Below are 24254 nucleotides of genomic sequence, written 5' to 3'. Positions count from 1 at the left end.
CCAACTGGCGCTTGTTGCTCTCGGAGCTGCGAGCTCTCCCGAAATCGCAATCTTCTCTGCAATCTTGGGAGAATCCCGCTCCGCGTAGTCAGGGACCTTGGCACGCGCCGCACCAGTGGGGCGAAGGAGCCGCTTTAGTTCCTCTTTAGAATTCTTCACCATGCCGACGTTACGGCCTACGTACTTGTCTGGAGCTCTCCAACCAGCATGCAAGCCCGAAACGGCGTCGGGCCACAATAACCACCAAGTCTCTATCTCCCACGCCGGAACTACCGCGACCACCTTGCCAGGCGCGCCAGCTACAGCTGCCTCCTTCGCATGAATCAGGCCGACGTGGGCAGGCTCGACATCGTCTGCGTCCTCGTGAAGCAGTGTCGCTACTACATGTGACTCGACGTTGGAGGCTTTGATCGCCAACATAATCCGGTGATGACGGCTTTTCGCATTCTCGGGCCGCATTCCCCTGACTAGACTCAAGGGTTGCTTGAGTGGGCGGTACTTGACAGGAAGGTCCGGGCGAAGTGCCCGAACGAGAGTGATGATCGCATCCCTATCGGAAGCGTCCTCGCCAAAGACCAATATCCGCGACCCTGTCGTGTTCGACGCGGAATGCCGACTCATTCCGGCACTCCGCCAAGCACGCCACTGAACCACAACTCACCCAGTTGAAGCTCCCCACCGGTTGCTGCCTCCATGCGTCGAACCACGCTCGGGTCGATAGCAGGGATGCGCGAGGAGCCATCTGGATCGCGCTCGCAGACGATCAGCTCGTCTGCTGAGAGCCGGTTAACGAGGGACGGGGAATGAGTGGCGATAATGAACTGGGTCCGCCTACTAGCCTCTCGGATAAGTTCCACCAAGCGGTCCAAGACGTAGGGATGCAGTCCGTGGTCGATCTCTTCGATGCAAGTCAGGCGAGGCGGCGCTGGGTCGTAGAGTAACGCAAGCAGGGCAAGTGCTCTGATGGACCCAAAAGACGCGTCCGCCAGAGGGGTCGTGCCTGGCAATCCCGCCTCGCGCAACTGGACATACGAAGCCTGAGATGCTCCCCCGATCTTCTCAATGACGATGCCCTCAAGGCCGGGGATGAAGTGTCGGGCGTCCTCTTCAAGCCGACTCAGTTCGGCAGGATGGGAGTCGCTTAGATAGCGCAAGAACGACGAAAGGTTCGACGCATCGTTCGCCAACTGCGGACTGCTCACGGAATCAGAGGGGCGACGCGCGGCGTCCACGTTGACATCAAAGACTCGAAAACTCGCAAACAAGCTTGCTACCGCGTCAACTTGGTCTCCGCCTTCCGCCGGACCCAACCGGGGGAGGGTCGCGAGCGCGAGAGTCCCTTCGTTGAGATCAAGCTCCCGCTCCGGTCGTTGCGAATCCTCCCCCATCACGTGAAGATCTCTGCCCTCAAGCGTGATTCGGCGTCCGGGGCCAGCTGTACGCTTAAAAAGGAACCGTTCCGTCCGCTGTAGGCCCGGTCGAATGTTTCTTCGCGAACCGCGCGCTACGACTCTTACTGGTCGGAAGGACAACTCGTAGTTGTCCGTGGCGTTTCGGTTGCTGTTCTTCGTGACTGCCGCCACAACCTTGATAGTGACGACCCGCTGTTTCCCTTGCGCGCCACGAAATATTATTCGATCGAGATCTCCTCTCGCTTGGACCGCTCCAGCGATATCCAGTCGCACGCTGTCACCCAAGAACTGGAGCACGTCAAGCAGGTTGGACTTTCCTGCGCCGTTCGCGCCGACCAGCACATTAACTGCTCCGAGAGTCACGTCCACGTGCCGAAGGCTCCGATAGTTCTCCACAGTCAACCGAAGGAGAAATGGGGGTGTTCGCGCTGCCATGATGCCCACCCTAGTCAGGCCACGTCCCTCTAGTGCGACCGCGACCAAATCGAGCCAGGAGTTAGACGGTCCGTCGGGTGGTCTGCCGGCCACGAGGCGCGTCATTCTGGGCTACTAGAGGACCGGCGTCCAGCCAGGTCCGGGCGAGGTGCCTGGCGAGTTCGCTATCTTTTTGGCTGCCCGCACGCTCGCGAGGGTGTGGCTCGATGCACAATTGTTGGTTCGGTCTCGCCCGGTACTGTTTCAGTCCCAGCGCCCAGGTGATCACCATCGCGGCCTGCCAGCGGAGGTGCCTTCCGGACGCGGAAGCCCTCGTGGCCGTAGCCCGTGGTTCGCCAGGCGTAGACGGTCCGCTTGGGCACGCTGGAACAGGCCGGAGTCGCGGGTCGCGGAGGACCGCGTGCGGGACGCCGCGGCGCACCTGTTCACCGAAGTCGTTGGTTCTGGTGAGGGCACGGTGAGGGCCAGAACGGCTCTGAAGGCTCGCGAACCGCCCCTGACCGGTGCAACAGTTACAGGTCAGACGTTGAAGCGGAACTCCACCACGTCGCCGTCGGCCATCACGTAGTCCTTGCCCTCCATGCGCACCTTGCCCGCGGCCTTGGCCGCCGCCATGGAGCCGGCCTCGACGAGGTCGTCGTAGGAGACCACCTCGGCCTTGATGAAGCCACGCTCGAAGTCGGTGTGGATGACGCCGGCGGCCTGCGGGGCGGTGGCGCCCTTGGGGATCGTCCACGCCCGGGCCTCCTTGGGACCGGCCGTCAGGTAGGTCTGCAGCCCCAGGGTGTGAAACCCGGTGCGGGCCAGCTGGTGCAGGCCGGGCTCGGCCTGGCCGATGGACTCCAGCAGCTCCAGGGACGACTCCTCGTCCAGCTCCAGCAGCTCCTGCTCCACCTTGGCGTCCAGGAACACCGCGTCGGCCGGGGCCACCGCGGCGCGCAGCTCGGCCACCCGGGCGTCGTCGGTGAGCACGCTCTCGTCGGCGTTGAACACGTACAGGAACGGCTTGGTGGTGAGCAGGCTCAGCTCGCGCAGCAGCTCCAGGTCCAGCTCCTTGGCCGCGGAGTACAGCGTGCGGTCGTCGCTCAGCACGGCCTCGGCCGCCTTGGCCGCCTCCACCACCGCCTTGCGATCCTTCTGCGTGCGCGCCTCCTTCTCCAGGCGCGGGATGGCCTTCTCCAGCGTCTGCAGGTCGGCGATGATCAGCTCGGTCTCGATCACGGAGATGTCGGCCAGCGGGTCGACCTTGCCGTCGACGTGCACCACGTCGTCGTCGGCGAACACCCGGACCACCTGGCAGATGGCGTCGGCCTCACGGATGTTGGCCAGGAACTTGTTGCCCAGCCCCTGCCCCTCGCTGGCGCCCTTGACGATGCCGGCGATGTCGACGAACGACACCGTGGCCGGGACGATCTTCTCCGAGCCGAAGATCTTGGCCAGCTCGTCCAGCCGCTTGTCCGGCAGCGGCACCATGCCCACGTTCGGCTCGATGGTGGCGAACGGGTAGTTCGCCGCCAGCACGTCGTTGTTGGTCAACGCGTTGAACAGGGTGGACTTGCCGACGTTGGGCAGACCGACGATTCCAAGGGTGAGGCTCACGGTCTGTGGAGTCTACGGCGCTGGCGGGCAGTGTTCCGGCGGCGGTCGGTGCTGGTTGCCGCGCGGCCCCTCCCCCGCGTGCAGTCTGTCCCGCGATGGGCAATGCTGCGTGCCTATGACCACGCAGGCGCAGCGCCGCCCGGTCCGTCCCGCGCGGCAGTGGGGCCAGGGCCTGTCGATCGCTGCCGCGCTCACCCTGGTGGCGGCCTACGCCGCCCTGGTCGCCTCGTTCTTCTACCTCGGGCCGGTGGCCGACGGGGTGTTCGACAACGCCCAGACCCCGCAGCAGCAGGCCGACACCGAGGCCGCGATCGTCCCGTTCTGGTCGCTGCAGGCGGTGGCCTTCGTCCTGTGGGTGGCCTCGATGGGCATGGCCCTGGTGGCGCTGGCTCGCCTGGACCTGCGCCGGCAGCGGCGCCTGCCGGCGTGGACCCTGGGCATCGGGGTGCTGGCGCTGCCGGCCGTCCTGCTGGTGTTGTTCCTGTTCGCTTCCCTGCTGTAGCTACCTAGCGCCGGGCGAGACCCGCCGGGTCGGGGTGGCCGTCAGCGGGTCCTCCGGCCAGGGGTGGCGCGGGTAGCGCCCGCGCAGCTCGGCCCGCACCTGCGGGTAGCCCTGCCGCCAGAACGACGCCAGGTCCGACGTCACTGCCACCGGCCGCCCCGCCGGCGAGAGCAGGTGCAGCACCACCGCCACGCGCCCGTCGGCCACCCGCGGCGACTCGGTCCAGCCGAAGGCCTCCTGCACCTTCACCGCCAGCACCGGTGGCTCGTCGGCCAGGGCGTACTCCAGGCGCACCTTCGACCCCGACGGCACCGGCAGCCGCTCGGGCACCAGCTCGTCGAAGCGGGCCGCCGCCGGCCAGGGCAGCAGCCGGCGCAGCGCGGCGGCGACGTCGATGCGCGCCAGGTCGGCGGTGCGCCGCACCCGCAGCAGGTCCGGGCCCAGCCAGGCGTCGAGGTTGGCCAGGAGCGCCTCCTCGCCGACGTCCGGCCAGGGTGCACCCAGGGCGCGGTGCGCGCAGGCCAGCCGGGCCCGCAGCTGCTCGGCGTCGTGGGTCCAGCGCAGCACCCGCAGCCCGGTGCTGGCCAGGCCCTCGCGCACCGCGGCCAGCACGGCGGCGGGGTCCGGGTCGGCCAGCGGCGTCTCCCGCAGGGTGATGGCGCCGAGGCTCTCCCGCTGCCGGGCCAGCAGCGCCCCGTCGCGCCACTGCACCTGCACCTGCTCGTGCACCATCGGTGCCGCGACCTCCCGGGCGGTGGCCTCGTCCAGCGGTGCGGCGGAGCGGATGCGGGCGGCCACCCGACCTCTTGGTCGGTCGGCCACCGCCACCGCCAGCCACTCGCTGCCGCGCAGCGGTGAGCCGGCGTCCAGCACGGCCCCGGTGCCGCCGGCCAGGAGGTAGTCGGCGGAGCCCGGTGCACGGGCCTTGGCGATGCGGTCCGGGTGCGCCAGGGCCACCACCGTGCCCACGGCCAGGTCGTCCGGCAGGTCGGTCGTGGCGCTGCCACCGCCGCGGCCCAGGCGCTGGATCTCGGCGCGCCAGCGGGCGGTGGCCGCCCGGTCGGTGCCGCGGCGCAGTGAGCGCCAGCGGGCCACCAGGTCGTCGTCGCGGCCGGTGAGGGTGTCGTCAGACAGCAGCGCCACGATCTCGCGGGCCCGCCCCGGCCCCACCAGCTCACCACCGTCGAGCAGGGCGCGGGCCAGCCGCGGGTGCGCGCCCACCGCCGCCATCCGCTGCCCCCGCGCAGTGATCCGGACGTCGGCGTGCAGCGCACCCAGCTCGGTGAGCAGCGTGGTGGCCGCGGCCAGCGCTGGCTCGGGCGGCGGGTCGAGCAGCGCGAGTCCCCGCCCACCGGGAGCGCCCCAGGCCGCCACGGTGAGCACGAACCCGGTGAGGTCGGCGGTGGCGATCTCGGCCGGGGTGTGGGCGTCGAGGTGGGTGTGCTCGACGGCCGACCAGCAGCGGTAGACCCGGCCAGGGCCCTCCCGCGCGGCCCGCCCGGCGCGCTGGTCGGCCGAGGCCTGCGACACCCGGGTTGTGACCAGCGCGGCCAGCCCACGGCGGTGGTCGGTGCGGGGCTGACGGGCCAGCCCGGCGTCCACCACCACCCGCACGCCCGGCACGGTCAGCGAGCTCTCCGCCACCGACGTGCTCACCACCACCCGCCGGCGCTCCCCCATCCGCAGCGCCCGGTCCTGCTCGGCGCTGGCCAGCCGCCCGTAGAGCGGCAGCACGTCGGCCGCCACGCCGTGCAGCCGCCGCACCACGCCGTGCACCTCGGCCTCGCCGGGCACGAACACCAGCACGTCCCCCGGCGCCTCGGTGAGGGCGCGGCGGACCACGTCGGCCACGTGGTCGAGCAGCCGCGGGTCCACCCGTGCGTCGGCCAGCAGCGGCAGCGCGCGCTCCGGCGGTGCCCACACCACGTCCAGGGGGTAGGTGGTGGCCTCGGCGGTGATCACTGGGGCGCCGCCCAGCGCAGCGGTGAGCCGATCGGTGTCCGGGGTGGCCGAGGTGGCCACCAGCAGCAGGTCCTCGCGCAGGGTGGCCCGCACGTCCACGCCGAAGGCCAGCGCCAGGTCAGCGTCGAGGTGGCGCTCGTGCACCTCGTCCAGCACGATCGCGCCGACACCGGGCAGCTCCGGGTCACGCTGCAGGCGCTGCAGCAGCAGGCCGGTGGTGACCACCTCCACCCGCGAGCCCGGCGTGCGCTCCCCGCGCATGGCGTAGCCCACCCGCTGGCCCGGGCGCTCCCCCACCAGCGCGGCCAGCCGGTGCGCGGCCGCCCGCGTCGCCAGCCGTCGCGGCTCGGCCACCACCACGGTGCCATCGACGGCGTCGGCCAGAGCCAGCGGCAGCAGCGACGTCTTGCCCGATCCGGGCGGCGCCACCAGCACCGCCGTTCCGTGGCTGCGCAGCGCGGCCACCAGCTGCGGCAGCGCGGGGCGCACCGGCAGGTCGGCGCCGGGGGCCGACCTGGGCGGGAGCAGAGCGTCAGCGGGCACGGGGCGACGGTAGTCGCCGGTCACCACTGCACCCGGTTGCCTAGGTCTGGGCAGCGAACCAGGTAGCGCTACTCACGACACCGGGCGCTGGTGCGGCAAGGGTGAGGGGCATGAGCAGCCACCCGTTCCCCGCAGCCAACGACCACCAGCCGCTGCCCGCGCAGTGGCGGCCCGAGCCCGTGCAGGCGGTGCTGGCCCGCAAGGAGCGGCAGGCCGTCGTCGCGATCCTGCTCATGGTTCTCGTGCTCCCGCTGTGTGCGGTGGCGGTGGAGCTGTTCGGCACAGTGCTCAACGAGGCCGTGGTGTACACCGAGCCCGGCTCACCTGAGGAGGCGGCCGCGGCCAGCGCAGGTCGCTGGCTCTGGGCGGTTGCCCTGCCCACGTTCGTGCTGTGGGTCATCGCCCTGGCCCAGGCGTTCAACGCCCTCTCGCGCCCCGGCCCGAGGCATGACCAGCCCCGGCCGGGCAACCGGTACCTGGCCATCACCGCCATCGTCCTGGGCTTCGCCTTCCTGCCCGCTTGGACGGTGCTGCGGTTCGCGATCGCCGTCGTCGCCGCCTCCTCGTAGCCCAGGCCAGCCAAGACGTTTCGTCAGCCGTCGGCAGCCGTGTCCAGCCACCCCTCGTCCAGGCCACTGTGGAATGATCAGCTGGCATGACGGACCAGCTGCTCCTCGCTGAGGAGCTCTTCCTGCTGACCCATGACGACACCTCGGGCAAGGCTGACGTCACCCTCGCGCTGGACGAGGGCCTGGCCGGGGCGCTGCTGCTGGACCTGGCCGCGGAGTCGCTGCTGGGCGCCAAGGGCAAGACCGTCGTCGCGGCACCGGGCACGCCGGCACACCCGCTGCTGGCCGCAGCCCACGACGAGCTGCTGGCCGCCGACCGTCCCCGTTCCGCCGGACACTGGGTGCGCAGGCTCCCCACCGCACTGAAGCCGCTGGCGCCCACGGTCGGGCGCTCCCTGGTGCAGCGAGGGCTGCTCACCGAGGAGCACCGCAGGGTGCTCAAGCTCTTCCCCACCACGACCTGGCCGACGGTGGACAGCGGCCCGGAGAAGGTGCTGCGCGCCCGGCTCGGCTCGGTGCTGGTGGACGGCACCACACCCGACCCGCGGACGGCCCTGCTGATCGCGCTGCTGCACCCGCTGGACCTGGCGGGCAGGGCGGTGGACAAGCCGCACCGCAAGGCAGCAAAGGCCCGGGCCAAGGCGATCTCCCAGGAGACCCAGGCCAGCGCCGCGGTGTCCGGCGCCGTGGCCCAGTCGGTGCAGGCGGTGCAGGCCGCCGTGCTCAGCGCGGTCACGGTCACCACCGTCGCCGCCTCCGGGTCCTCGTGACCCCGCCCATCCCTCACCTACCCACTCCTGGACCAGTGCGCGAACCCACGTCCTCGCGCATCCTTGGTACTACCGACGACGACGGAGGCCCCTTGATGAGCAACCCGGACACCGCGAGCTACCCGACCTCCGAGCTGCAGCGAGACCTCCGCTGGTGGGACGCGGCGAACTACCTGACCGTCGCCCAGATCTACCTGCAGAACAACGTGTTGCTGCGCGACCCGCTGACCATCGAGGACATCAAGCCGCGGCTGCTCGGGCACTGGGGAACCAGCCCGGGACTGTCGATGATCTACACGCTGCTCAACCGGCTGATCAAGAAGACCGACGTGGACTGCCTCTACGTGGCCGGGCCCGGCCACGGCGGCCCGGCCCTGGTGGCCAACGTCTACCTGGAGGGCACCTACTCCGAGGTCTACCCGAAGATCTCCGAGGACGCCGAGGGGCTGCGCCGGCTGGCTCGGCAGTTCTCCACCCCCGGGGGCGTCCCCAGCCACGTCAGCGTGCAGACCCCCGGCAGCATCCACGAGGGCGGCGAGCTGGGCTACGCGCTGATCCACGCCGCGGGGGCGGCGTTCGACAACCCCGACCTGGTGGTCGCCTGTGTCATCGGCGACGGCGAGGCGGAGACCGGCCCGCTCGCGGGGTCGTGGAAGCTGCCCGCCTTCCTCAACGCCCGCCGCGACGGCGCGGTGCTGCCGATCCTGCACCTCAACGGCTACAAGATCGCCGGACCCACGGTGCTCGGCCGCACCTCCGACGGGGACGTGCGCCGCTTCCTGGCCTCGCAGGGCTGGGACCCCATCATCGTCGAGGGCGACGACCCCACCATGGTCTTCCCCGCCTTCTACCAGGCACTGACCGACGCCTATGCCCGGATCAAGGCCGCTCAGGACGCCGCCCGCACTCCGGGTGCCGAGCACGAGCTCGTCCAGTGGCCGGCCATCGTGCTGCGCACCCCCAAGGGCTGGACCGGCCCCGACGTGGTGGACGGCAAGCAGGTGCAGGGCACCTTCCGGGCCCACCAGGTCCCGCTGTCGGACATCATCCACAACCACGAGCACCTGCAGACGCTGGAGAAGTGGCTGCGCTCGTACTCCCCCGACACCCTGTTCGACGCCGAGGGCAAGCTGGTCGAGGACGTGGCCAGCCTCGCCCCCGAGGGCGACAAGCGGATGGGTGCCACCCCCTACGCCAACGGCGGGCGGCTGCTGCGGGCGCTGGACGTCCCGCCGATGGAGAACTACGCCCTGGACCTGCCCGCACCCGGTCAGGTGATGCACCAGACCACCAAGCCGCTGGGCGCGATGATGCGCGACATCTACCAGCGCACCACCACCGCCGACGGTGGCGGCACCTTCCGACTGTTCTCCCCCGACGAGACGGCCAGCAACCGGCTGCAGGACGTCTTCGAGGTGACCGACCGGTGCCTGCAGCTGCCGCTGCTGCCCACCGACGACCACATCTCCCCGGACGGGCGCGTGATGGAGGTGCTCAGTGAGCACCTGTGCCAGGGCTGGCTGGAGGGCTACCTGCTCACCGGCCGGCACGGGCTCTTCGCCACCTACGAGGCGTTCGCCATGGTCAGCGCGTCCATGCTGGTGCAGCACGTCAAGTGGCTGCAGCACGCCAACCAGCTGCCCTGGCGCCAACCGGTGGCCTCGCTGAACATCCTGCTGACCTCCACCGCGTGGCGCAACGACCACAACGGGTTCAGCCACCAGGGCCCCGGCCTGATCGACACCGCCATCCCGCTCTCGCCCGAGGTGGTGCGGGTCTGGCTGCCGCCGGACGCCAACACCTTGCTGTCCATCAGCGACCACTGCTTCCGCAGCCACGACCACGTCAACCTGATCGTGGCGGACAAGCAGATGCACCTGCAGTACCTGAACATGGAGGAGGCCAACGCGCACTGCGCCGCTGGTGCCGGCATCTGGGAGTGGGCGGGCACGGAGAACGCGCCGGCCGCCATCGGTGCACCGGAGGACCCCGACATCGTGCTGGCCTGCGCCGGGGACGTGCCGACGCAGGAGACGCTGGCCGCCGCCGAGCTGCTCCGCACGTGGGTGCCCTACCTGCGGGTGCGGGTGGTGAACGTGGTGGACCTGATGGCGCTGCTGGCTCCCGGCGACCACCCGCACGCCTACAGCGAGCAGCGGTTCATCGAGCTGTTCACCCGTGACACCGACGTGGTCTTCGCCTTCCACGGCTACCCCCGCGCGGTGCACGAGCTGATCCACGGCCGCACCAACGCCGCGCGCTTCCACGTCCGCGGCTTCAACGAGCAGGGCACCACCACCACGCCGTTCGACATGGTGGTGCTCAACGGGATGAGCCGCTACGACCTGGTGCTGGAGGCGCTGCGCCGCTCCCGCCGGGTGCCGGAGAACGGGGAGAAGCTGGCGGCGCACTGCCGGGAGATGCTCACCAAGCACCACGGCTACGTGCGCGAGCACTTCGAGGACATCCCGGAGATCGCGCAGTGGACGTGGGCCGGTGAGCCGGTGTGACCGCGGCAGTACTCGCCCTCAACCCGGGCTCGTCGTCGCTGAAGGCGACCGTGCGCACCGACGAGGTGGTGGTCAACGCGCACGTGCAGCGGCTGGGCACCGACCGGGCCGAGCTGTGGTTCACCGACTCCGCGGGCACCTCGGAGAAGGCGCCGCCGGGACGGACGCTGACCGACGCAGTGCAGGCGGTGGCCGCCGAGCTGCGCCGGCGCGGCATCGACGTCGCCGCGGTGGCTCACCGGGTGGTGCACGGCGGCCCCACCCTGCTGGAGCCGACGGTGATCACCGACGACGTGGTGGCCACCCTGAGGTCGGTGACGCCGATGGCGCCGCTGCACACCCCGGGCAACCTGGAGTCCATCGCCGCCGCCCGCGCCACCTGGCCGCAGCTGAGCCACGTGGCCTGCTTCGACACCACCTTCCACAACACGATGCCCGACGAGGGCAAGCGCCTGCCGCTGCCCGACGACCTGGTGGCGCTGGGCATTCGCCGCTACGGGTTCCACGGGTTGTCGGTGCAGAACGTGGTGGACCGCATCCCCGACCTGGGCAACGCCGTGGTGGCCCACCTGGGCAGCGGCTGCAGCGTGACGGCGGTGTCGCAGGGCCGCTCGCTGCACAACACCATGTCCTTCAGCCCCACCGGGGGGATGATCTCGGCCACCCGCAGCGGCGACCTCGACCCCGAGGTGGCGCTGTTCCTGGTGGAGCAGCACGGCTGGAAGGTGCCCGACCTGCGCATCCTGCTGGACAAGCGGTGCGGGCTGGCGGGGGTCTCCGGCGGCACCACCGACATGCGCGACCTGCTGGCGCAGCGCACGGAGAACGCCGCCGCCGACCTGGCCGTGCGGGTGTTCACCCGCAGCGCCGCGCAGGCCATCGCCTCGGCCGCCGCGGTGCTGCCGGGCTGGGACACCCTGGTGTTCACCGGTGGCATCGGGGAGCACTCCCCGCAGGTGCGCGAGGCGATCTGCGACCGCCTGCGCCACCTCGGGCTGCCCCGGCTGCTGGTGAGCACCGCCGACGAGGAAGCGGTGATGGACGACATGGCCAGGAAGGTGCTGGCCGGCCAGCTCTAGAGCGGGATGACCCTTGACACAGCGGCTCGGACGATATTAGGTAAGGTTGCCCTAACTACCGGAGCCGCCACCATGTCCACGCCCAGTTCTGCCGAGCTCGCCCGTACCGCTGTTGCCCGTGCCCGGGTGGCGGTGCTGACCACCTATCCACGCAACGCCCGCTCGGTGCTGGCCACCGTGGAGGTCAGCGACGCCGACGGCGCCCTGCTGCTGCGGCTGCCGCGGCACACCCTCGCGGCCCAGACGCTGGAGCGACGCCCGCTGGGCACCGTGCGGCTGTCCCCCGAGGGGTGCGAGACCGTCACCATCCAGGGCGCCGCCCGGCGCCTGCAGCGCGCCGACGACCAGGGCCTGACCCACTACCGGCTCGACGTCGGCGCGGTGCGCGTGGGCGAGCGGGTCGGCGAGCCGGTGGACGTGGACGAGTACTGGGCGGCGACGGCCGACCCGTTGCGCGACGAGGCGCCGGCGATCCTGGATCACCTGCGCCACCACCACGGCGCCGACCTCACCGCCTGCGTGCGGGCCCACGGCCACACCGGCGTGCTGTGGGCCGACCCGCGCCGGTTGGACCGCTACGGCCTGGAGCTGAGCATCCTCGACGACGCGGGCGCCAACACGCTGCGGCTGAGCTTCGACCGGCCGGTGCAGTCGGTGGCCGAGCTGTCCCCGGGTCTGGCGATGCTGCTGCGCGGCCCCGGCGGCTGTGGCCACCGGCGAGCCATGCAGCAGCCCGCCGAGCCCGACCGCCGGCACCAGGCCTAGGCGCGGCGCGCTACGCCGAGCTCATCTGCAGGTGTGAGCCGGTGCGCCCCTTGCAGACCAGCAGCCGGTTGGGGATGCGCTGGCGCAGCTCGTCCACGTGGCTGACCAGGCCCACCACCCGGCCGCCGGCGCGCAGCTCGTCGAGCACCGCCATCACCTCCTCCAGCGTCGAGGCGTCCAGCGAGCCGAAGCCCTCGTCGATGAACAAGGTGTCCAGCAGGATGCCGCCCGCCTCGGCCGCCACCACCTCGGCCAGGCCCAGCGCCAGCGCCAGCGACGCCAGGAACGACTCCCCGCCGGAGAGCGTCTTGGCCGAGCGCACCGCGCCGGTGTAGTCGTCGCGGATGTCCAGCCCAAGCCCGCCGCGCGTGCCCCGCGATCCGGGGGCGTCGGAGTGCACGAACTCGTAGCGGTCCCCGGACATCCGGCGCAGCCGCACCGACGCCACCGCAGCCACCTCCTCCAGGCGGGCGGCCAGCACGTAGGAGTGCAGGGAGACGCGGCGGCTGTTCTGCCCCAGCCCGTTCACCACGTCGGCCAGCGCGGCCAGCTCGGCGTGGCGGGCCAGCTCCGGACCCAGCGCCGCGCAGTGCTGGTCCAGCTCGGTCTGCAGCCGGCGCACCTCCTTGCGCCGGCGGGAGGCATCGGCTGCCGCCCCGGTGGCCTGGGCCAGCGCAGCCTCGGCCGTCTCGCACGTCTGCTGCGGGGTGTCCAGGTCGACCTCCGCATCGGCCACGGCGGCCACCTCGGGCTCGGCGAGCACCGCGCAGGCTGCGGCCTCGGCGCCGCGGGCCTGCTGCAGCTGCTCCTCCAGCGCGCGGACCTCGGCGTCGGACCGCACGGCGGCCAGCGCCGTCGTCAGCTCCCCCAGCCCGGCGTCGGCGGCGGCACGCTCAGCCTTGGCCTGGGCCTGCTCGGCCTGGCGCTCGGCGGCGCGAGCGGCCACCTGTGCGGTGAGCAGCGCCTCCGCGGCCTCGGCCAGGCGCTGCAGGCGCACCCGGCGGGTGTGCACGTCGGCGTCGGGCCCACAGGCATCGCTCAGCCGAACCTTGGCGGCGGCGATGCGCTCCTCCGTGGCCCGCACCCGCTCCCGGTGGGTGTCGATGGCGCTGCGCACCGTCGCGGCCTCGGCGTCCAGCCGGCCGCGCTCGGCCCGCAGCGCGGTGAGCAGCTGCGCGGCCGTGTCGGCCTCGTCGGCCAGCGCTTGGGTGCGGGCGTGCTCGGCGTCGATCTCGGCCTGGGTGGCCAGCAGCTCCTCCAGCGTCACGCCGCCAGTGCGGACGGTGAGGCTGTCGACGGTGCGGTCGAGCTCGTGCAGTGCCCCGGTGGCGGCCTCCGCCGTCGCGGCAGCCCGCTGCTCCACCTGGTGCGCGGCGTCCTCCTCGGCACGGGTCACCCGCTGCTCACCGGCGGTGGCCGGGGCCGGGTGCTCGGCGGAGCCACAGACCGCGCAGGGCTCGCCGGGAAGGAGGGTGCTGGCCAGCTCGGCGGCCATGCCGTCCAGCCGACGCTCACGCAGGTTCAGCCAGTGCTGCTTGGCCTCCTGGTGGGCCTCGATCGCGTGCAGCTGCGCCTGCCGGGCCTCCGCGGCCTGCAGCCGCACCTTCTCCAGCGTGCCGGCAGCCTGGGCGGCCTCGGCCGCGCGGGTGCGCTGCGCCGCCAGGGCGGGGACCGCGTCGGCGGCGCGGCGGGTCTGCCCCAGGTGCTGCTCGGCGGTCTCGATCGCGCCGGGCAGGGCCTCGAGCTGCTGGCGCAGCTGCTCCAGGGCGGCGGTGGCAGTGTCGATCTCCGTGCGGAGCCCGGCCAGCGCGGCGACGTCGGCCTCGGTCCGCTCGGCCAGGTCCACCAGCTCGGTGAGCCGGCCGATCTCCGCGCGCCACTGCGCCAGGGAGTCGCCCAGCTCGGCCTCCAGCCCGCAGGCCCCGTCCACGTCGTTGCGCACGGTCTCGCTGAGCTGGGTGACCTCCGCAGCGAGCGTGCGGGCGCGGGCGCGGGCCTCCTCGGCGTCGGCGACGGCCAGCCGTACCGGGTGCGCCTTGCGTGCGGCGCTCAGCTCCTGGTCGAGCAACTGCAGCCGGGGCCGGTCGGCCTCCAGCGCGGCCAGCTCGCCCTGCGCCCGCCGACGGCGCTGCAGCAGGGCCGCGCGCTCCCGGGCCGCCGACAGCGCCGTGCTGGCCTTCTTGGCGGCCACCCGCGCCGCCTCCAGGTCGACGTCGCCCTGCACGGCCGCGGTCTCCGCGGCGTGCAGCAGCTCGGCGGCCCACTCCTGCGGGTCCTGCTCGGCGCCGGGCTCGGCGTCGTCCACCCCGGCGGCGGTCGCGAGCTTGCCGAGCAGCACGGTGCGGGCGGCCTCGGACTGCGCCACCCGGGCGGCGCTGGTTCGGCGCTCCTCCCGGAACCAGGCCTCCACGTCACCGAAGCGGCCGGTGTCGAACAGCCGTTGCAGCAGGGTCGCCCGCTCCTCGGTGCTGGCCCGCAGGAAGCGGGCGAACTCCCCCTGCGGGAGCAGCACCACCTGGAAGAACTGCTCCGCGCTCATCCCCAGCAGGTCCGACACCGCCGCGCCGATCTCGTCCAGCCGCGTCAGGCCCTCTGACCCCGGCTCGTCCACCCAGGTGAGCGAGGCCTTGGCCTGCTCCTTGGTGGAGCCGGTGCCGCGCCGCTTGGGTCGCTGGTACTCGGGGCTGCGCACGATGCGCATCCGCCGCCCGCCCACCGTCAGCTCCAGGGTGACCTCGGGGCGGGCGCCCGGTGCGGCGTGGTCGGACAGCAGCCGCTTGGCCTCGCTGCGCGCCCCCGGGACCCGGCCGAACAGCGCGAAGGCCACGGCGTCGAGGACGGTGGTCTTGCCCGCGCCGGTCTCCCCGTGCAGCAGGAACAGCCCGTCGGCGCCGAGGGTGTCGAAGTCCACCTGCTCGGTGCCGGCGAACGGGCCGAAGGCGCTGACCTGCAGCGAGTGCAGCCTCATCGCGACTCCTTGCCCAGGGCCGCGGCGAACGCGCGCTCCAGCAGGTGCGCCTCGGCCGCGGCCGGTGCGGCGCGGACGTCGGTGAGGAAGGAGTGCGCCACGTCGGCGTCGCTGCGCCCGCGGACCCGCTCGGCGTAGCGCATCGCCGGCTGTCCCCCGGGCCGGCACCACTCCAGGTGCACCGCCCGCGGGAAGCGCTTCTGCAGCTGGCGCATGGCGTCCAGCGGTCGGACCTCGTCGGTGAGCACGGCGGAGACGTAGTGCTCCTCGGCCGCGGCGTGGGCGGGGTCGCTGAGCAGCTCGGGCAGGGTGCCCTGCAGCTGGCTCAGCCCCTGCACCACGGGCAGGTCCAGCCGCTGCACCGCACCCAGCCCGGTGGCGTCGAGCTCCACCAGCCAGGTGGCCTTGCGGTGGTTGCGCTCGCCGAAGGAGTACGGCAGGGGGCTGCCGCTGTAGCGGACCCGCTCGGTGAGGGTCTGCGGGGAGTGCAGGTGGCCCAGCGCGACGTAGTCCACCCCGTCGAAGACGCTGGCGGGCACGGTCTCCACCCCGCCCATGGAGATGCTGCGCTCGGAGCCGGTGCTCTCCCCGCCCACCACGAAGGCGTGCGCCAGCACCACGCTGCGCGTGCCCGGGCGCTGGGCGAGGTCGGCGCGCACCCGGTCCATGGCCACCTCCAGCACCGCCGCGTGGCTGCGCGCCGCGGGCTCGGCCAGGGCGTGGCGGGCGGTGTCCGGCTCCAGGAACGGCAGCCCGTAGAACGCCACGGGGCCGTGCTCGTCGGGGCAGAGCACCGGGGTGTCCAGCTCGGCCACCCGGGTGCGCAGGTGCAGCCCGCCGGCGGCGGCGAAGGACGCGGCCGCACCCAGCCGGGGCGCGGAGTCGTGGTTGCCGGACGTGGCGATGATCACCGCGCCGGCGTCCCGGATGCGCTCCAGGGCCCGGGTGCACACCGCCACCGCCTCCGCGCTGGGCACCGCACGGTCGTAGACGTCGCCGGCCAGCAGCACCACGTCCACTCGCTGGTCAGCGACCTGATCGGCCAGCGCAGCCAGCACCTGCTCCTGGTCGGCCAGCAGGTCCACGCCGTGGAAGGTGCGGCCGACGTGCCAGTCGGAGGTGTGCAGGATTCGCATGCCCAGCACGCTAGGGCACGGCTCCGACAGAACTGGGGTGGTGCCGGGAGTGTCGGTGCCCACGTCCACCATGGGCGCCATGGACCTGCTCACCGCCCTCGCCCTGCTCGTCGTGCTGCTCATCGGAGCGGCGCTGGGGTGGTTCGCCAACGCTGCGCGCAGCGGTGCCCGGCTGGCCGGTGCCGAGGCCGCGCTGGAGGCCGGCCGGGCCAACGAGGAGGCGGTGCGCCGCTCCATCAGCCTGCTGAGCGAGGACTCCGCCCGCCGGCAGTCCGGGGCCATCGGCAGCGAGGTCGCCGGGGTGGTCGGGCCGCTGCGCGAGGCGGTGGGCGCCCTCGCCGCGCACCTGGACGCCGTGGAGCGCTCCCGGCTGGACGCCTATTCGGGTCTCCGCGAGCAGGTGGCCGGCATGCACCGCACCTCCTCGCTGCTGTCCAGCCAGACCAACCAGCTGGTGACGGCGCTGCGCGCCCCGCAGGTCCGCGGGCGCTGGGGCGAGCTGCAGCTGGAGCGGGTGGTGGAGCTGGCCGGGATGCTGGAGCACTGTGACTTCGCCACCCAGGTCTCCACCACGCTGGACGACGCCGACGGACCGGTGCGGCTGCGGCCGGACATGGTGGTGCGCCTGGCCAACGACCGCAACATCGTGGTGGACGCCAAGGTCCCCTTCGCCGCCTACCTCGACGCCACCGAGGCCACCGACGAGGCCGAGCACCGCGCCCTGCTGAGCCGGCACGCCCGCCAGCTGCGCACCCACGTCGACCAGCTCTCCAGCAAGACCTACTGGAAGGCGTTCAGCCCGAGCCCGGAGTTCGTGGTCCTCTTCGTGCCCGGCGACCCGTTCCTGGAGGCGGCGCTCACCGCCGACCCCGAGCTGCTCGAGCACGCCTTCGCCCGCAACATCGTCATCGCCACCCCCACCACGCTGATCGCGCTGCTGCGCACGGTGGCGCACACCTGGCGGCAGGAGTCGCTCTCGCGCGACGCCGCGGTCATCCACCAGCTCGGCCGGGAGCTGCACGGGCGGCTGGCCACGGTGGGGGGCCACCTCGACAAGCTGGGCTCCCAGCTCGGCCGGGCGGTCGACTCCTTCAACGCCACCGTCAGCTCGATGGAGAGTCGGGTGCTGGTCACCGCACGCCGGCTCAACGACCTGCAGGTGTCCACCACCGAGGTGCCGCAGCCGACGCAGATCGACCGGCTGCCGCGCCGGGTGATGGCCGCAGAGCTGCAGGACACCGCGTCGCCGGAGCGGCAGGAGCACACTGCCTAGCAGTGCCGGACGGTAAGGTTGCGCCGTGAGCACCACCATCCCACCCGCGCGACGGGTCCCCCTGGCCGACCGCTCGGTCGTGGCCACCAAGACCGGGGTGCCGTGGTGGGGGGCAGTCCTCGGCGCGTTCGCGATGACCGGCACGGGCATCGCCATCGACCTGACCCTGGGCGACACGCTCACCAAGATCTTCCTGGTCTTCTACGCCGTCGGGTGCGTCGCGGCGGTGCTCGCGGTCCAGCACCGCGGGATCTTCGCCGCCATGGTGCAGCCGCCGCTGATCCTCGCGGTCACCGTGCCGCTGGTGGTGCACAGTCTCGGCAGCTCCGCCCGCGGCGGGTTGCGCAACGAGATCATCACCCTGGCGCTGCCGCTGATCAACGGCTTCCCCACGATGGCCGTCACCACCGCGGTCACCGTCGGGCTGGGCGTGGCGCGCATCCTCATCCAGCGTCGGGCGTACCCCAGCGACACGCCGGAGCGCATCGAGTCGGACCGGGAGAGCTACCGGCCGCGCCGCCAGCTCATCCAGCGGCCCACCGCCCCGACCAGCAGCAAGACCCGGTCCGAGGCCACCGCCGGCCGCGGTGCCTGAGCAGCACCGGGCCTGAACAGCACCGGGCCTGAGCGCCAGCGGGCCTGAGGAACAGCGGCTCCGAGGGGCAGCCGGTCTGCGGGCTAGCGGGGGCCGCGGCCCTTCCGCAGCTCGTGCGGCAGCGCGAACACCAGCGTCTCGTTGGCCGTGGTCACCGGCTGCACCTCGCCGTAGCCCCGCTCGGCCAACCGGTCCAGCACCCCGCGCACCAGGATCTCCGGCACCGAGGCGCCCGAGGTGACGCCCACCGTCTGCACGCCGTCCAGCCAGGCGTCGTCGATCTCGTCGGCGTAGTCCACCAGGTAGCTGGCCCGGGCACCGGCACCCAGCGCCACCTCCACCAGGCGCACCGAGTTGGACGAGTTGCGCGAGCCCACCACGATCACCAGGTCGCACTCCGGCGCCATCGCCTTCACGGCGACCTGCCGGTTCTGGGTGGCGTAGCAGATGTCGTCGCTCGGCGGGTCCTGCAGCAGCGGGAAGCGCTCGCGCAGCCGGGCCACGGTCTGCATGGTCTCGTCCACGCTGAGGGTGGTCTGGGACAGCCAGATCACCTTGGACTCGTCGCGCACGGTCACCTTGTCCACCGAGGCGGGACCGTCCACCAGCTGCACGTGCTCCGGCGCCTCCCCGGCGGTGCCCTCCACCTCCTCGTGGCCCTCGTGGCCGATGAGCAGGATGTCGAAGTCGTCGCGGGCGAAGCGCTTGGCCTCCTGGTGCACCTTGGTCACCAGCGGGCAGGTGGCGTCGATGGTGCGCAGGTTCCGGCCCGCGGCCTCCGCGTGCACCGCGGGCGACACGCCGTGCGCGGAGAACACCAGCAGCTCGCCCTCGGGCACCTCGTCGGCCTCGTTCACGAAGATCACGCCACGGTCGGACAAGGTCTGCACCACGTGCCGGTTGTGCACGATCTCCTTGCGGACGTACACCGGCGCACCGTGCTTCTCCAGCGCCCGCTCCACCGTCTCCACGGCGCGGTCCACGCCGGCGCAGTAGCCGCGGGGCTCAGCCAGCAGGACGCGCTTGGTGGAGCCGGCAGGTCGGGCATCAAGTACAGACGACATGGCCCCAGCCTACGGTGACACGCTGCGGCGGTGGCCAGTTGTGTGTCTCACCAGCGGATGAGGCACTCTGGTGCCATGCCTCGTATCCCACTCGCCGTGCGGGTCGCCGCCGGGCTCGCGGCCGCCACCGCCACGGAGGTGCGCAACCTCCCCAGCACCGTCGTCTCGCTCCCGGTCACCGCCGTGAGCCAGGTCCTGCAGAACCTCATGCGGGTGCAGCAGCAGGTGACGGCACTGGCCATCCGCGGTGACGAGGTGCTGTCCTTCCTGCACCCCGCCCAGGAGAAGCCGGAGTGGGCCACCTTCGACGAGCCCATCCAGCGGCCGGAGGCGCCGTCGGAGTCGGTGCGCCGCAGCGGGAACGGACGGTTCGCGCTGTACTCCAACGTGCCGGTGGACGCCACCACCGCGGACAGCGACGACACCGAGGAGTCCGGCTCCGCAGTGGGCGCCGAGGAGCCGGTGAGCGGCTACGACACCATGACGCTGGCCCAGCTGCGCGCCCGCCTGCGCACGCTGACGCTGGTCGAGCTGGAGGCGCTGCTGGCCTACGAGCAGGCCCAGCGCGCCCGGGCCCCGTACCTGACGATGCTGGACAACCGCATCAGCACCGTGAACGCCCAGTGAGCCTGACCTCGCAGTGAGTCGAGTCACCACTGCTCGTTGCTCGTGACCGCCCCCAGCACCCCGGAACAGCCGTGGCCGGTGCGCACCGTCTCCATGAAGGTGGCGCAGTGGATCCAGCGTCTGGGTGACGTGTGGGTGGAGGGTCAGCTCACCCAGATCAACGCCCGGCCCAACACCGCCACCGCGTTCCTGGTGCTTCGCGATCCAGCCGCCGACGTCTCCCTCACGCTGACGTGCTCGCCGCGGCTGCTGCAGGCCAGCCCGGTCCCGCTCACCGAGGGCAGCCGCGTCATCGTGCACGGCTCCCCCACCTTCTACGCCGGCCGCGGCACCTTCTCCTTGCGGGTGGACGAGATCCGCCCGGTGGGCATCGGCGAGCTGCTGGCCCGCATCGAGCGGCTGCGCCGCCTGCTGGCCGCCGAGGGGCTCTTCGACGACCGGCTCAAGCGCCCACTGCCCTTCCTGCCCGGCACCATCGGCCTGGTCACCGGACGGGCCAGCGCGGCCGAGCGGGACGTGCTCAGCGTGGCCGGCGCCCGGTGGCCGGCGGTGCGCTTCGCGGTCCGCAACACCGCGGTGCAGGGTCCCACCGCCGTGGCGCAGATCTGCGCCGCGCTCACCGAGCTCGACCGGGACCCCGAGGTGGACGTCATCGTGCTGGCTCGCGGCGGGGGCAGCGTGGAGGACCTGCTGCCGTTCTCCGACGAGACCCTGTGCCGGGCCATCTCGGCCTGTCGCACCCCGGTGGTCAGCGCCATCGGCCACGAGCCGGACAACCCGCTGTCGGACCTGGTGGCCGACGTGCGCGCCGCCACCCCCACCGACGCCGCCAAGCGCCTGGTGCCCGACGCCGCCGAGGAGAGCCGCCGGGTGGCGGAGATGCGGGCTCGCAGCCGGGCCGCGCTGCAGGCGTGGGTGGTGCGCGAGTCGCGCTCGCTCGCGCAGCTGCGCAGCCGCCCCGTGCTGGCCGACCCGCTGCGCACCATCGACAACCGGGCCGAGGAGATCACCCGGCTGCGGGCCGGCGGGCGTCGGGACGTGCGCCGCCACCTCGAGCGCGCGGAGACCGCCGTGGCCCACCTGCGGGCGCGGCTGTCCACCCTCGGTCCGGCCGCTACCCTGGCCCGCGGCTACGCCGTGGTGCAGCGCATCGACGACAGCGGCGCGGCCCACGTGCTGCGCTCCACCGCCGACGCCCCCCTCGACTCCGCGCTGCGGGTGCGGGTGGCCGACGGCGCCGTGCACGCCCGCGTCGTGCCCGCCAGCACCAGCCAGGACACCACCCCGCCCGACCTTCCGGAGGCCCCGCAGTGACCACCCCGCCCCACGAGCTCGGCTACGAGCAGGCGCGCGACGAGCTGGTGGAGGTGGTGCGCCTGCTGGAGCAGGGCGGGCTGGACCTGGACGCCTCGCTGGCCCTGTGGGAGCGCGGCGAGGCCCTGGCCAAGCGCTGCGACGAGCACCTGGCCGGTGCTCGCGCCCGGGTGGAGCAGGCCCTGGCCAAGGGCGCCAACGGCTCCGGCTCCTAGGCCGCTCCGGCCGGGCTCAGCCGTTGAGCGGTTGGGCCTCGGCGGCCGCAGTGGCCAGCGTCTGGTAGTCCTCCGCGCTGCCGCTGCCGGTGATGAGCAGCCGCACGTCGCCCAGGTCGGCCACCCACACCGCCTCGGCGTCCTGCTCGGGGTACACCACCCAGCTGCGCCCGCCGGCCTCCCTGGTGCCTGAGGCGCTGCGCACGCCACCCACCTGGCTGGCCAGCAGGGCGTCCTCGCCGGCGGTGCTCTGCACCAGGCGCAGGTAGCGGCCCGAGCCGGTCATCCAGCCGACGGTGGCGCTCGGGCCACCCTGCGGGCCGGACACCTCGCCGCGGCTGGCGGAGTTGCCGTGCCACTCCGGGGGCAGCTGGGGCAGGCGGACGGGGAAGTCCAGCACGGCGGCGTCGGTGCGCAGCTCGGCGGCCACGTCCACGTTCAGCGGCGGACCCTCGGTGGGACCACCCGGGCTGAAGCTGCAGGCCCGGGAGAGCCCGGCCAGCGCCATGACGATCAGGACCAGCGGAATGATCGTGATGAACATGTCACCGCTGGTCTGGAGGTGGCGGGGCTTGTCGGCAGGCACGGCTCCATCATCGCACCGCTCAGCACGCCTACCACCAGCCTGTGGCCCGTCCACCGGCCCAGGGTGAGGCGGGCAACACCTCCTTCTGCGAGAATCACCGCAAACCCCGCGTCCCGCGCGCCGACCAGGAGGCCCTCAGTGACCAACCCGACCGAGCAGGTTCCATCGACCCAACGCCGCCGGGAGGCGCCGGATCGCAACCTCGCGATGGAGCTGGTCCGGGTCACCGAGGCTGCGGCCATGGCGGGTGGCCGCTGGGTCGGCCGCGGCGACAAGAACGGCGGTGACGGCGCCGCCGTGGACGCCATGCGCAAGCTCATCGGCTCCGTCTCCATGCGCGGCGTGGTCGTCATCGGCGAGGGCGAGAAGGACGAGGCGCCCATGCTGTTCAACGGCGAGGAGGTCGGCAACGGCGACGGGCCCGACTGCGACGTCGCGGTGGACCCGATCGACGGCACCACCCTGATGGCCAAGGGCATGCCCAACGCCATCGCCGTCCTCGCCGTCGCCGAGCGCGGCGCGATGTTCGACCCCTCGGCGGTGTTCTACATGGAGAAGATCGCGGTGGGCCCCGAGGCCGCCGACGTCATCGACATCAGCGTCCCGGTGGCGGAGAACATCCGGCGCGTGGCCAAGGCCAAGGGCAGCGACGTCTCCGAGGTCACCGTCTGCATCCTGGACCGCCCCCGACACGAGAACCTGATGCGCGAGGTCCGCTCCGCCGGCGCCCGCATCCAGCTGATCTCCGACGGTGACGTGGCCGGCGCCATCGCCTGCGCCCGCCCCGACTCCGGCGTGGACATGCTGCTGGGCACCGGTGGCACGCCGGAGGGCATCATCGCCGCCGCCGCCATGCGCTGCATGGGGGGCGCCATCCAGGGCCGGCTGGCTCCCACCGACGACGCCGAGCGCCAGCGCGCCCTGGACGCCGGTCACGACCTCGACCGGATCCTCACCACCGAGGACCTGGTCTCCGGGGACAACGTGTTCTTCTGCGCCACCGGCATCACCGACGGCGACCTGCTCCGCGGCGTCCGCTACCGCGGCGGCGGCTGCACCACGCAGTCCATCGTGATGCGGTCCAAGTCGGGCACGCTGCGCATGATCGACGGCTACCACCGCCTGACCAAGCTCCGCGAGTACTCCAGCATCGACTTCGACAACGCCGGCGACGAGGGCGACCGCCCGCTCCCCTGATCGCAGGTCGGGACACCACCACCGGCGCCGCCCCCACCAGGGAGCGGCGCCGGTGGTGCGTCAGCCCTCGCTGGAGCTGTGCCCGGGGAACAGGTGCGCCGACGGATCCAGCTCGACGGCGATGTTGTTCACCGCCGTCGCCGCCTCGCCGAAGCCGGTGGCGATCAGGCTGACCTTTCCCGGGTAGGTGACGATGTCGCCCGCCCCGTAGACCAGCGGCCGGGCGGTGCGCATGGTCGAGTCGACGACGATCTGGCGCCGGTCGATCTGCAGCGCCCACTCGGTGAGCGGCCCCAGGTCCGCGGTGAAGCCGAGCGCGGCGATCACCGACTGCGCCGGCAGGGTGCGCACCACGCCGTCCACCTCGATGTCGACCTCGGCCAGGGCGCCGCTCTCCCCCGCCCGCAGCGCGCTCACCTGCGCGTCGGTGACCAGCTCGACCCCGAGGCTGCGCACCGCGTCCACCGTGCCGGCGTGGGCCCGGAACTTGGCGCGCCGGTGCACCAGGGTGACGCTCTTGGCCACCGGGTGCAGGGCCAGGCACCAGTCGAAGGCGGAGTCGCCGCCGCCGACCACCACCACGTCCTGGCCGGCGTGCGCGGCCAGCGCGGGCACGAAGTTGACCACCCCGCGCCCGGACCACTCCTGCCCCACCGGCAGCGGGCGCGGGGTGAAGGTGCCCATCCCCCCGGTGACCAGCACCGCCCGGCTGCCCACCACCTGCCCGTCGTCGAGCTCCACGTCGAAGCCACCGTCCGCGGCGTCGTGCAGGTGCACGGCCTGGCGGCCGAGCAGGTAGGTGGGCTTGTACTGCCCGGCCTGCTCCACCAGGCCGGCCACCAGGTCGCGGCCCCTGATCGCGGCGAAGCCACCGACGTCGTAGATCATCTTCTCCGGGTACATGGCGGTGACCTGGCCGCCGGGCTCGGGCAGCGTGTCCACCACGACCACCGACAGCCCGCGGAACCCGGCGTAGTACGCGGCGTAGAGGCCGGCCGGCCCTGCGCCGACCACCAACAAGTCACACGTGGTCTCAGTCACACGAACTCCTCGTCTCGGCTGTGACTCCCCACCCTAGGCAGAGCCGGTCCGATTCGTGACCCGGCTCACCGTGGGAGCCGGTGGGGCACCCG

The 24254-nt window shown here is 72.5% G+C and carries 20 protein-coding genes; 12 read left to right on the top strand and 8 right to left on the bottom strand.

Annotation, left to right across the window (positions count from 1 at the left end; genetic code table 11):
* Positions 1-617: 617 nt before the first annotated feature.
* Both AC3YNX_RS08630 and ychF read right to left on the bottom strand, forming a co-directional pair.
* Entirely contained in the window at positions 618-1847 is a 1230-nt protein-coding gene (locus AC3YNX_RS08630; protein WP_489995212.1) for an AAA family ATPase, read from the bottom strand.
* A gap of 519 nt (positions 1848-2366) precedes the next feature.
* The gene (gene ychF / locus AC3YNX_RS08625; protein ID WP_489983749.1) at positions 2367-3446 is read right to left on the bottom strand and encodes a redox-regulated ATPase YchF; all 1080 of its coding nucleotides are present in this window, start codon (positions 3444-3446) and stop codon (positions 2367-2369) included.
* Between the two features lie 115 nt (positions 3447-3561).
* On the opposite strand from ychF, the gene AC3YNX_RS08620 reads away from it, so the two are divergent.
* Positions 3562-3948 carry a hypothetical protein gene (locus AC3YNX_RS08620; protein ID WP_489995211.1) on the top strand — a complete coding sequence of 129 codons (387 nt, stop codon included), beginning with the start codon at positions 3562-3564 and terminating at the stop codon, positions 3946-3948.
* Here the strand turns inward: AC3YNX_RS08620 and hrpB are convergent, their stop codons facing one another.
* Complete coding sequence (gene hrpB / locus AC3YNX_RS08615) at positions 3949-6453, bottom strand: ATP-dependent helicase HrpB (protein WP_489995210.1); 2505 nt, start codon at positions 6451-6453, stop codon at positions 3949-3951.
* A 110-nt stretch (positions 6454-6563) separates the two neighbouring features.
* On the opposite strand from hrpB, the gene AC3YNX_RS08610 reads away from it, so the two are divergent.
* From AC3YNX_RS08610 to AC3YNX_RS08590, 5 genes are all read left to right on the top strand, one after another.
* On the top strand, positions 6564-7022 hold the full coding sequence (locus tag AC3YNX_RS08610; protein WP_127782208.1) for a hypothetical protein: 459 nt from the start codon (positions 6564-6566) through the stop codon (positions 7020-7022).
* An 86-nt stretch (positions 7023-7108) separates the two neighbouring features.
* On the top strand, positions 7109-7792 hold the full coding sequence (locus AC3YNX_RS08605) for a GOLPH3/VPS74 family protein (protein ID WP_489995209.1): 684 nt from the start codon (positions 7109-7111) through the stop codon (positions 7790-7792).
* A gap of 95 nt (positions 7793-7887) precedes the next feature.
* Positions 7888-10302: a phosphoketolase family protein gene (locus AC3YNX_RS08600; RefSeq protein WP_489995208.1), complete on the top strand. Its 2415-nt coding sequence runs from the start codon at positions 7888-7890 to the stop codon at positions 10300-10302.
* A complete protein-coding gene (locus AC3YNX_RS08595) occupies positions 10299-11381 on the top strand; it encodes an acetate/propionate family kinase (RefSeq protein WP_489995207.1) in 1083 nt (360 codons plus the stop codon). Before AC3YNX_RS08600 ends, AC3YNX_RS08595 begins: the two co-directional genes overlap by 4 nt.
* A gap of 72 nt (positions 11382-11453) precedes the next feature.
* A complete protein-coding gene (locus tag AC3YNX_RS08590; protein WP_489995206.1) occupies positions 11454-12146 on the top strand; it encodes a DUF2470 domain-containing protein in 693 nt (230 codons plus the stop codon).
* 10 nt (positions 12147-12156) lie between these two features.
* On the opposite strand, the gene AC3YNX_RS08585 is transcribed toward AC3YNX_RS08590, so the two are convergent.
* Positions 12157-15114, bottom strand: coding sequence for an AAA family ATPase (locus tag AC3YNX_RS08585; protein WP_489995205.1), 2958 nt, complete (start codon positions 15112-15114; stop codon positions 12157-12159).
* Positions 15111-16250 carry an exonuclease SbcCD subunit D gene (locus AC3YNX_RS08580; protein WP_489995204.1) on the bottom strand — a complete coding sequence of 380 codons (1140 nt, stop codon included), beginning with the start codon at positions 16248-16250 and terminating at the stop codon, positions 15111-15113. The genes AC3YNX_RS08585 and AC3YNX_RS08580 overlap by 4 nt, the downstream gene beginning before the upstream one ends.
* Positions 16251-16329: 79 nt before the next feature.
* On the opposite strand from AC3YNX_RS08580, the gene AC3YNX_RS08575 reads away from it, so the two are divergent.
* Together AC3YNX_RS08575 and AC3YNX_RS08570 are read left to right on the top strand one after the other, a co-directional pair.
* Positions 16330-17523, top strand: a complete 1194-nt coding sequence (locus tag AC3YNX_RS08575; protein WP_489995496.1) for a DNA recombination protein RmuC — start codon at positions 16330-16332, stop codon at positions 17521-17523.
* 25 nt (positions 17524-17548) lie between these two features.
* Complete coding sequence (locus AC3YNX_RS08570) at positions 17549-18118, top strand: DUF6542 domain-containing protein (protein ID WP_127782201.1); 570 nt, start codon at positions 17549-17551, stop codon at positions 18116-18118.
* Between the two features lie 83 nt (positions 18119-18201).
* Here the strand turns inward: AC3YNX_RS08570 and AC3YNX_RS08565 are convergent, their stop codons facing one another.
* The gene (locus AC3YNX_RS08565) at positions 18202-19182 is read right to left on the bottom strand and encodes a 4-hydroxy-3-methylbut-2-enyl diphosphate reductase (protein WP_127782200.1); all 981 of its coding nucleotides are present in this window, start codon (positions 19180-19182) and stop codon (positions 18202-18204) included.
* 75 nt (positions 19183-19257) lie between these two features.
* Here AC3YNX_RS08565 and AC3YNX_RS08560 point away from each other — a divergent pair, with 75 nt between their 5' ends.
* Genes AC3YNX_RS08560 through AC3YNX_RS08550 form a run of 3 tightly spaced genes read left to right on the top strand, consistent with a single transcriptional unit; the run spans position 19258 to position 21338 of the window.
* A complete protein-coding gene (locus AC3YNX_RS08560; protein ID WP_127782199.1) occupies positions 19258-19809 on the top strand; it encodes a lipid droplet-associated protein in 552 nt (183 codons plus the stop codon).
* A gap of 42 nt (positions 19810-19851) precedes the next feature.
* Positions 19852-21123 (top strand): exodeoxyribonuclease VII large subunit, encoded by a 1272-nt coding sequence (gene xseA, locus AC3YNX_RS08555; RefSeq protein ID WP_489995203.1) that lies wholly within the window; start codon positions 19852-19854, stop codon positions 21121-21123.
* Entirely contained in the window at positions 21120-21338 is a 219-nt protein-coding gene (locus tag AC3YNX_RS08550) for an exodeoxyribonuclease VII small subunit (protein ID WP_127782198.1), read from the top strand. Before xseA ends, AC3YNX_RS08550 begins: the two co-directional genes overlap by 4 nt.
* 16 nt (positions 21339-21354) lie before the next feature.
* Here the strand turns inward: AC3YNX_RS08550 and AC3YNX_RS08545 are convergent, their stop codons facing one another.
* Positions 21355-21924 (bottom strand): DUF4245 domain-containing protein, encoded by a 570-nt coding sequence (locus AC3YNX_RS08545; RefSeq protein ID WP_127782197.1) that lies wholly within the window; start codon positions 21922-21924, stop codon positions 21355-21357.
* 207 nt (positions 21925-22131) lie between these two features.
* Here AC3YNX_RS08545 and glpX point away from each other — a divergent pair, with 207 nt between their 5' ends.
* Positions 22132-23121 carry a class II fructose-bisphosphatase gene (glpX, locus tag AC3YNX_RS08540; RefSeq protein WP_127784653.1) on the top strand — a complete coding sequence of 330 codons (990 nt, stop codon included), beginning with the start codon at positions 22132-22134 and terminating at the stop codon, positions 23119-23121.
* Between the two features lie 60 nt (positions 23122-23181).
* On the opposite strand, the gene AC3YNX_RS08535 is transcribed toward glpX, so the two are convergent.
* On the bottom strand, positions 23182-24162 hold the full coding sequence (locus tag AC3YNX_RS08535) for an NAD(P)/FAD-dependent oxidoreductase (protein ID WP_489995202.1): 981 nt from the start codon (positions 24160-24162) through the stop codon (positions 23182-23184).
* Positions 24163-24254 lie beyond the last annotated feature (92 nt).

It is taken from the genome of Rhodococcus sp. Z13_19A (assembly GCF_058133575.1).
This window is presented reverse-complemented; position numbering and strand designations above follow the sequence as displayed.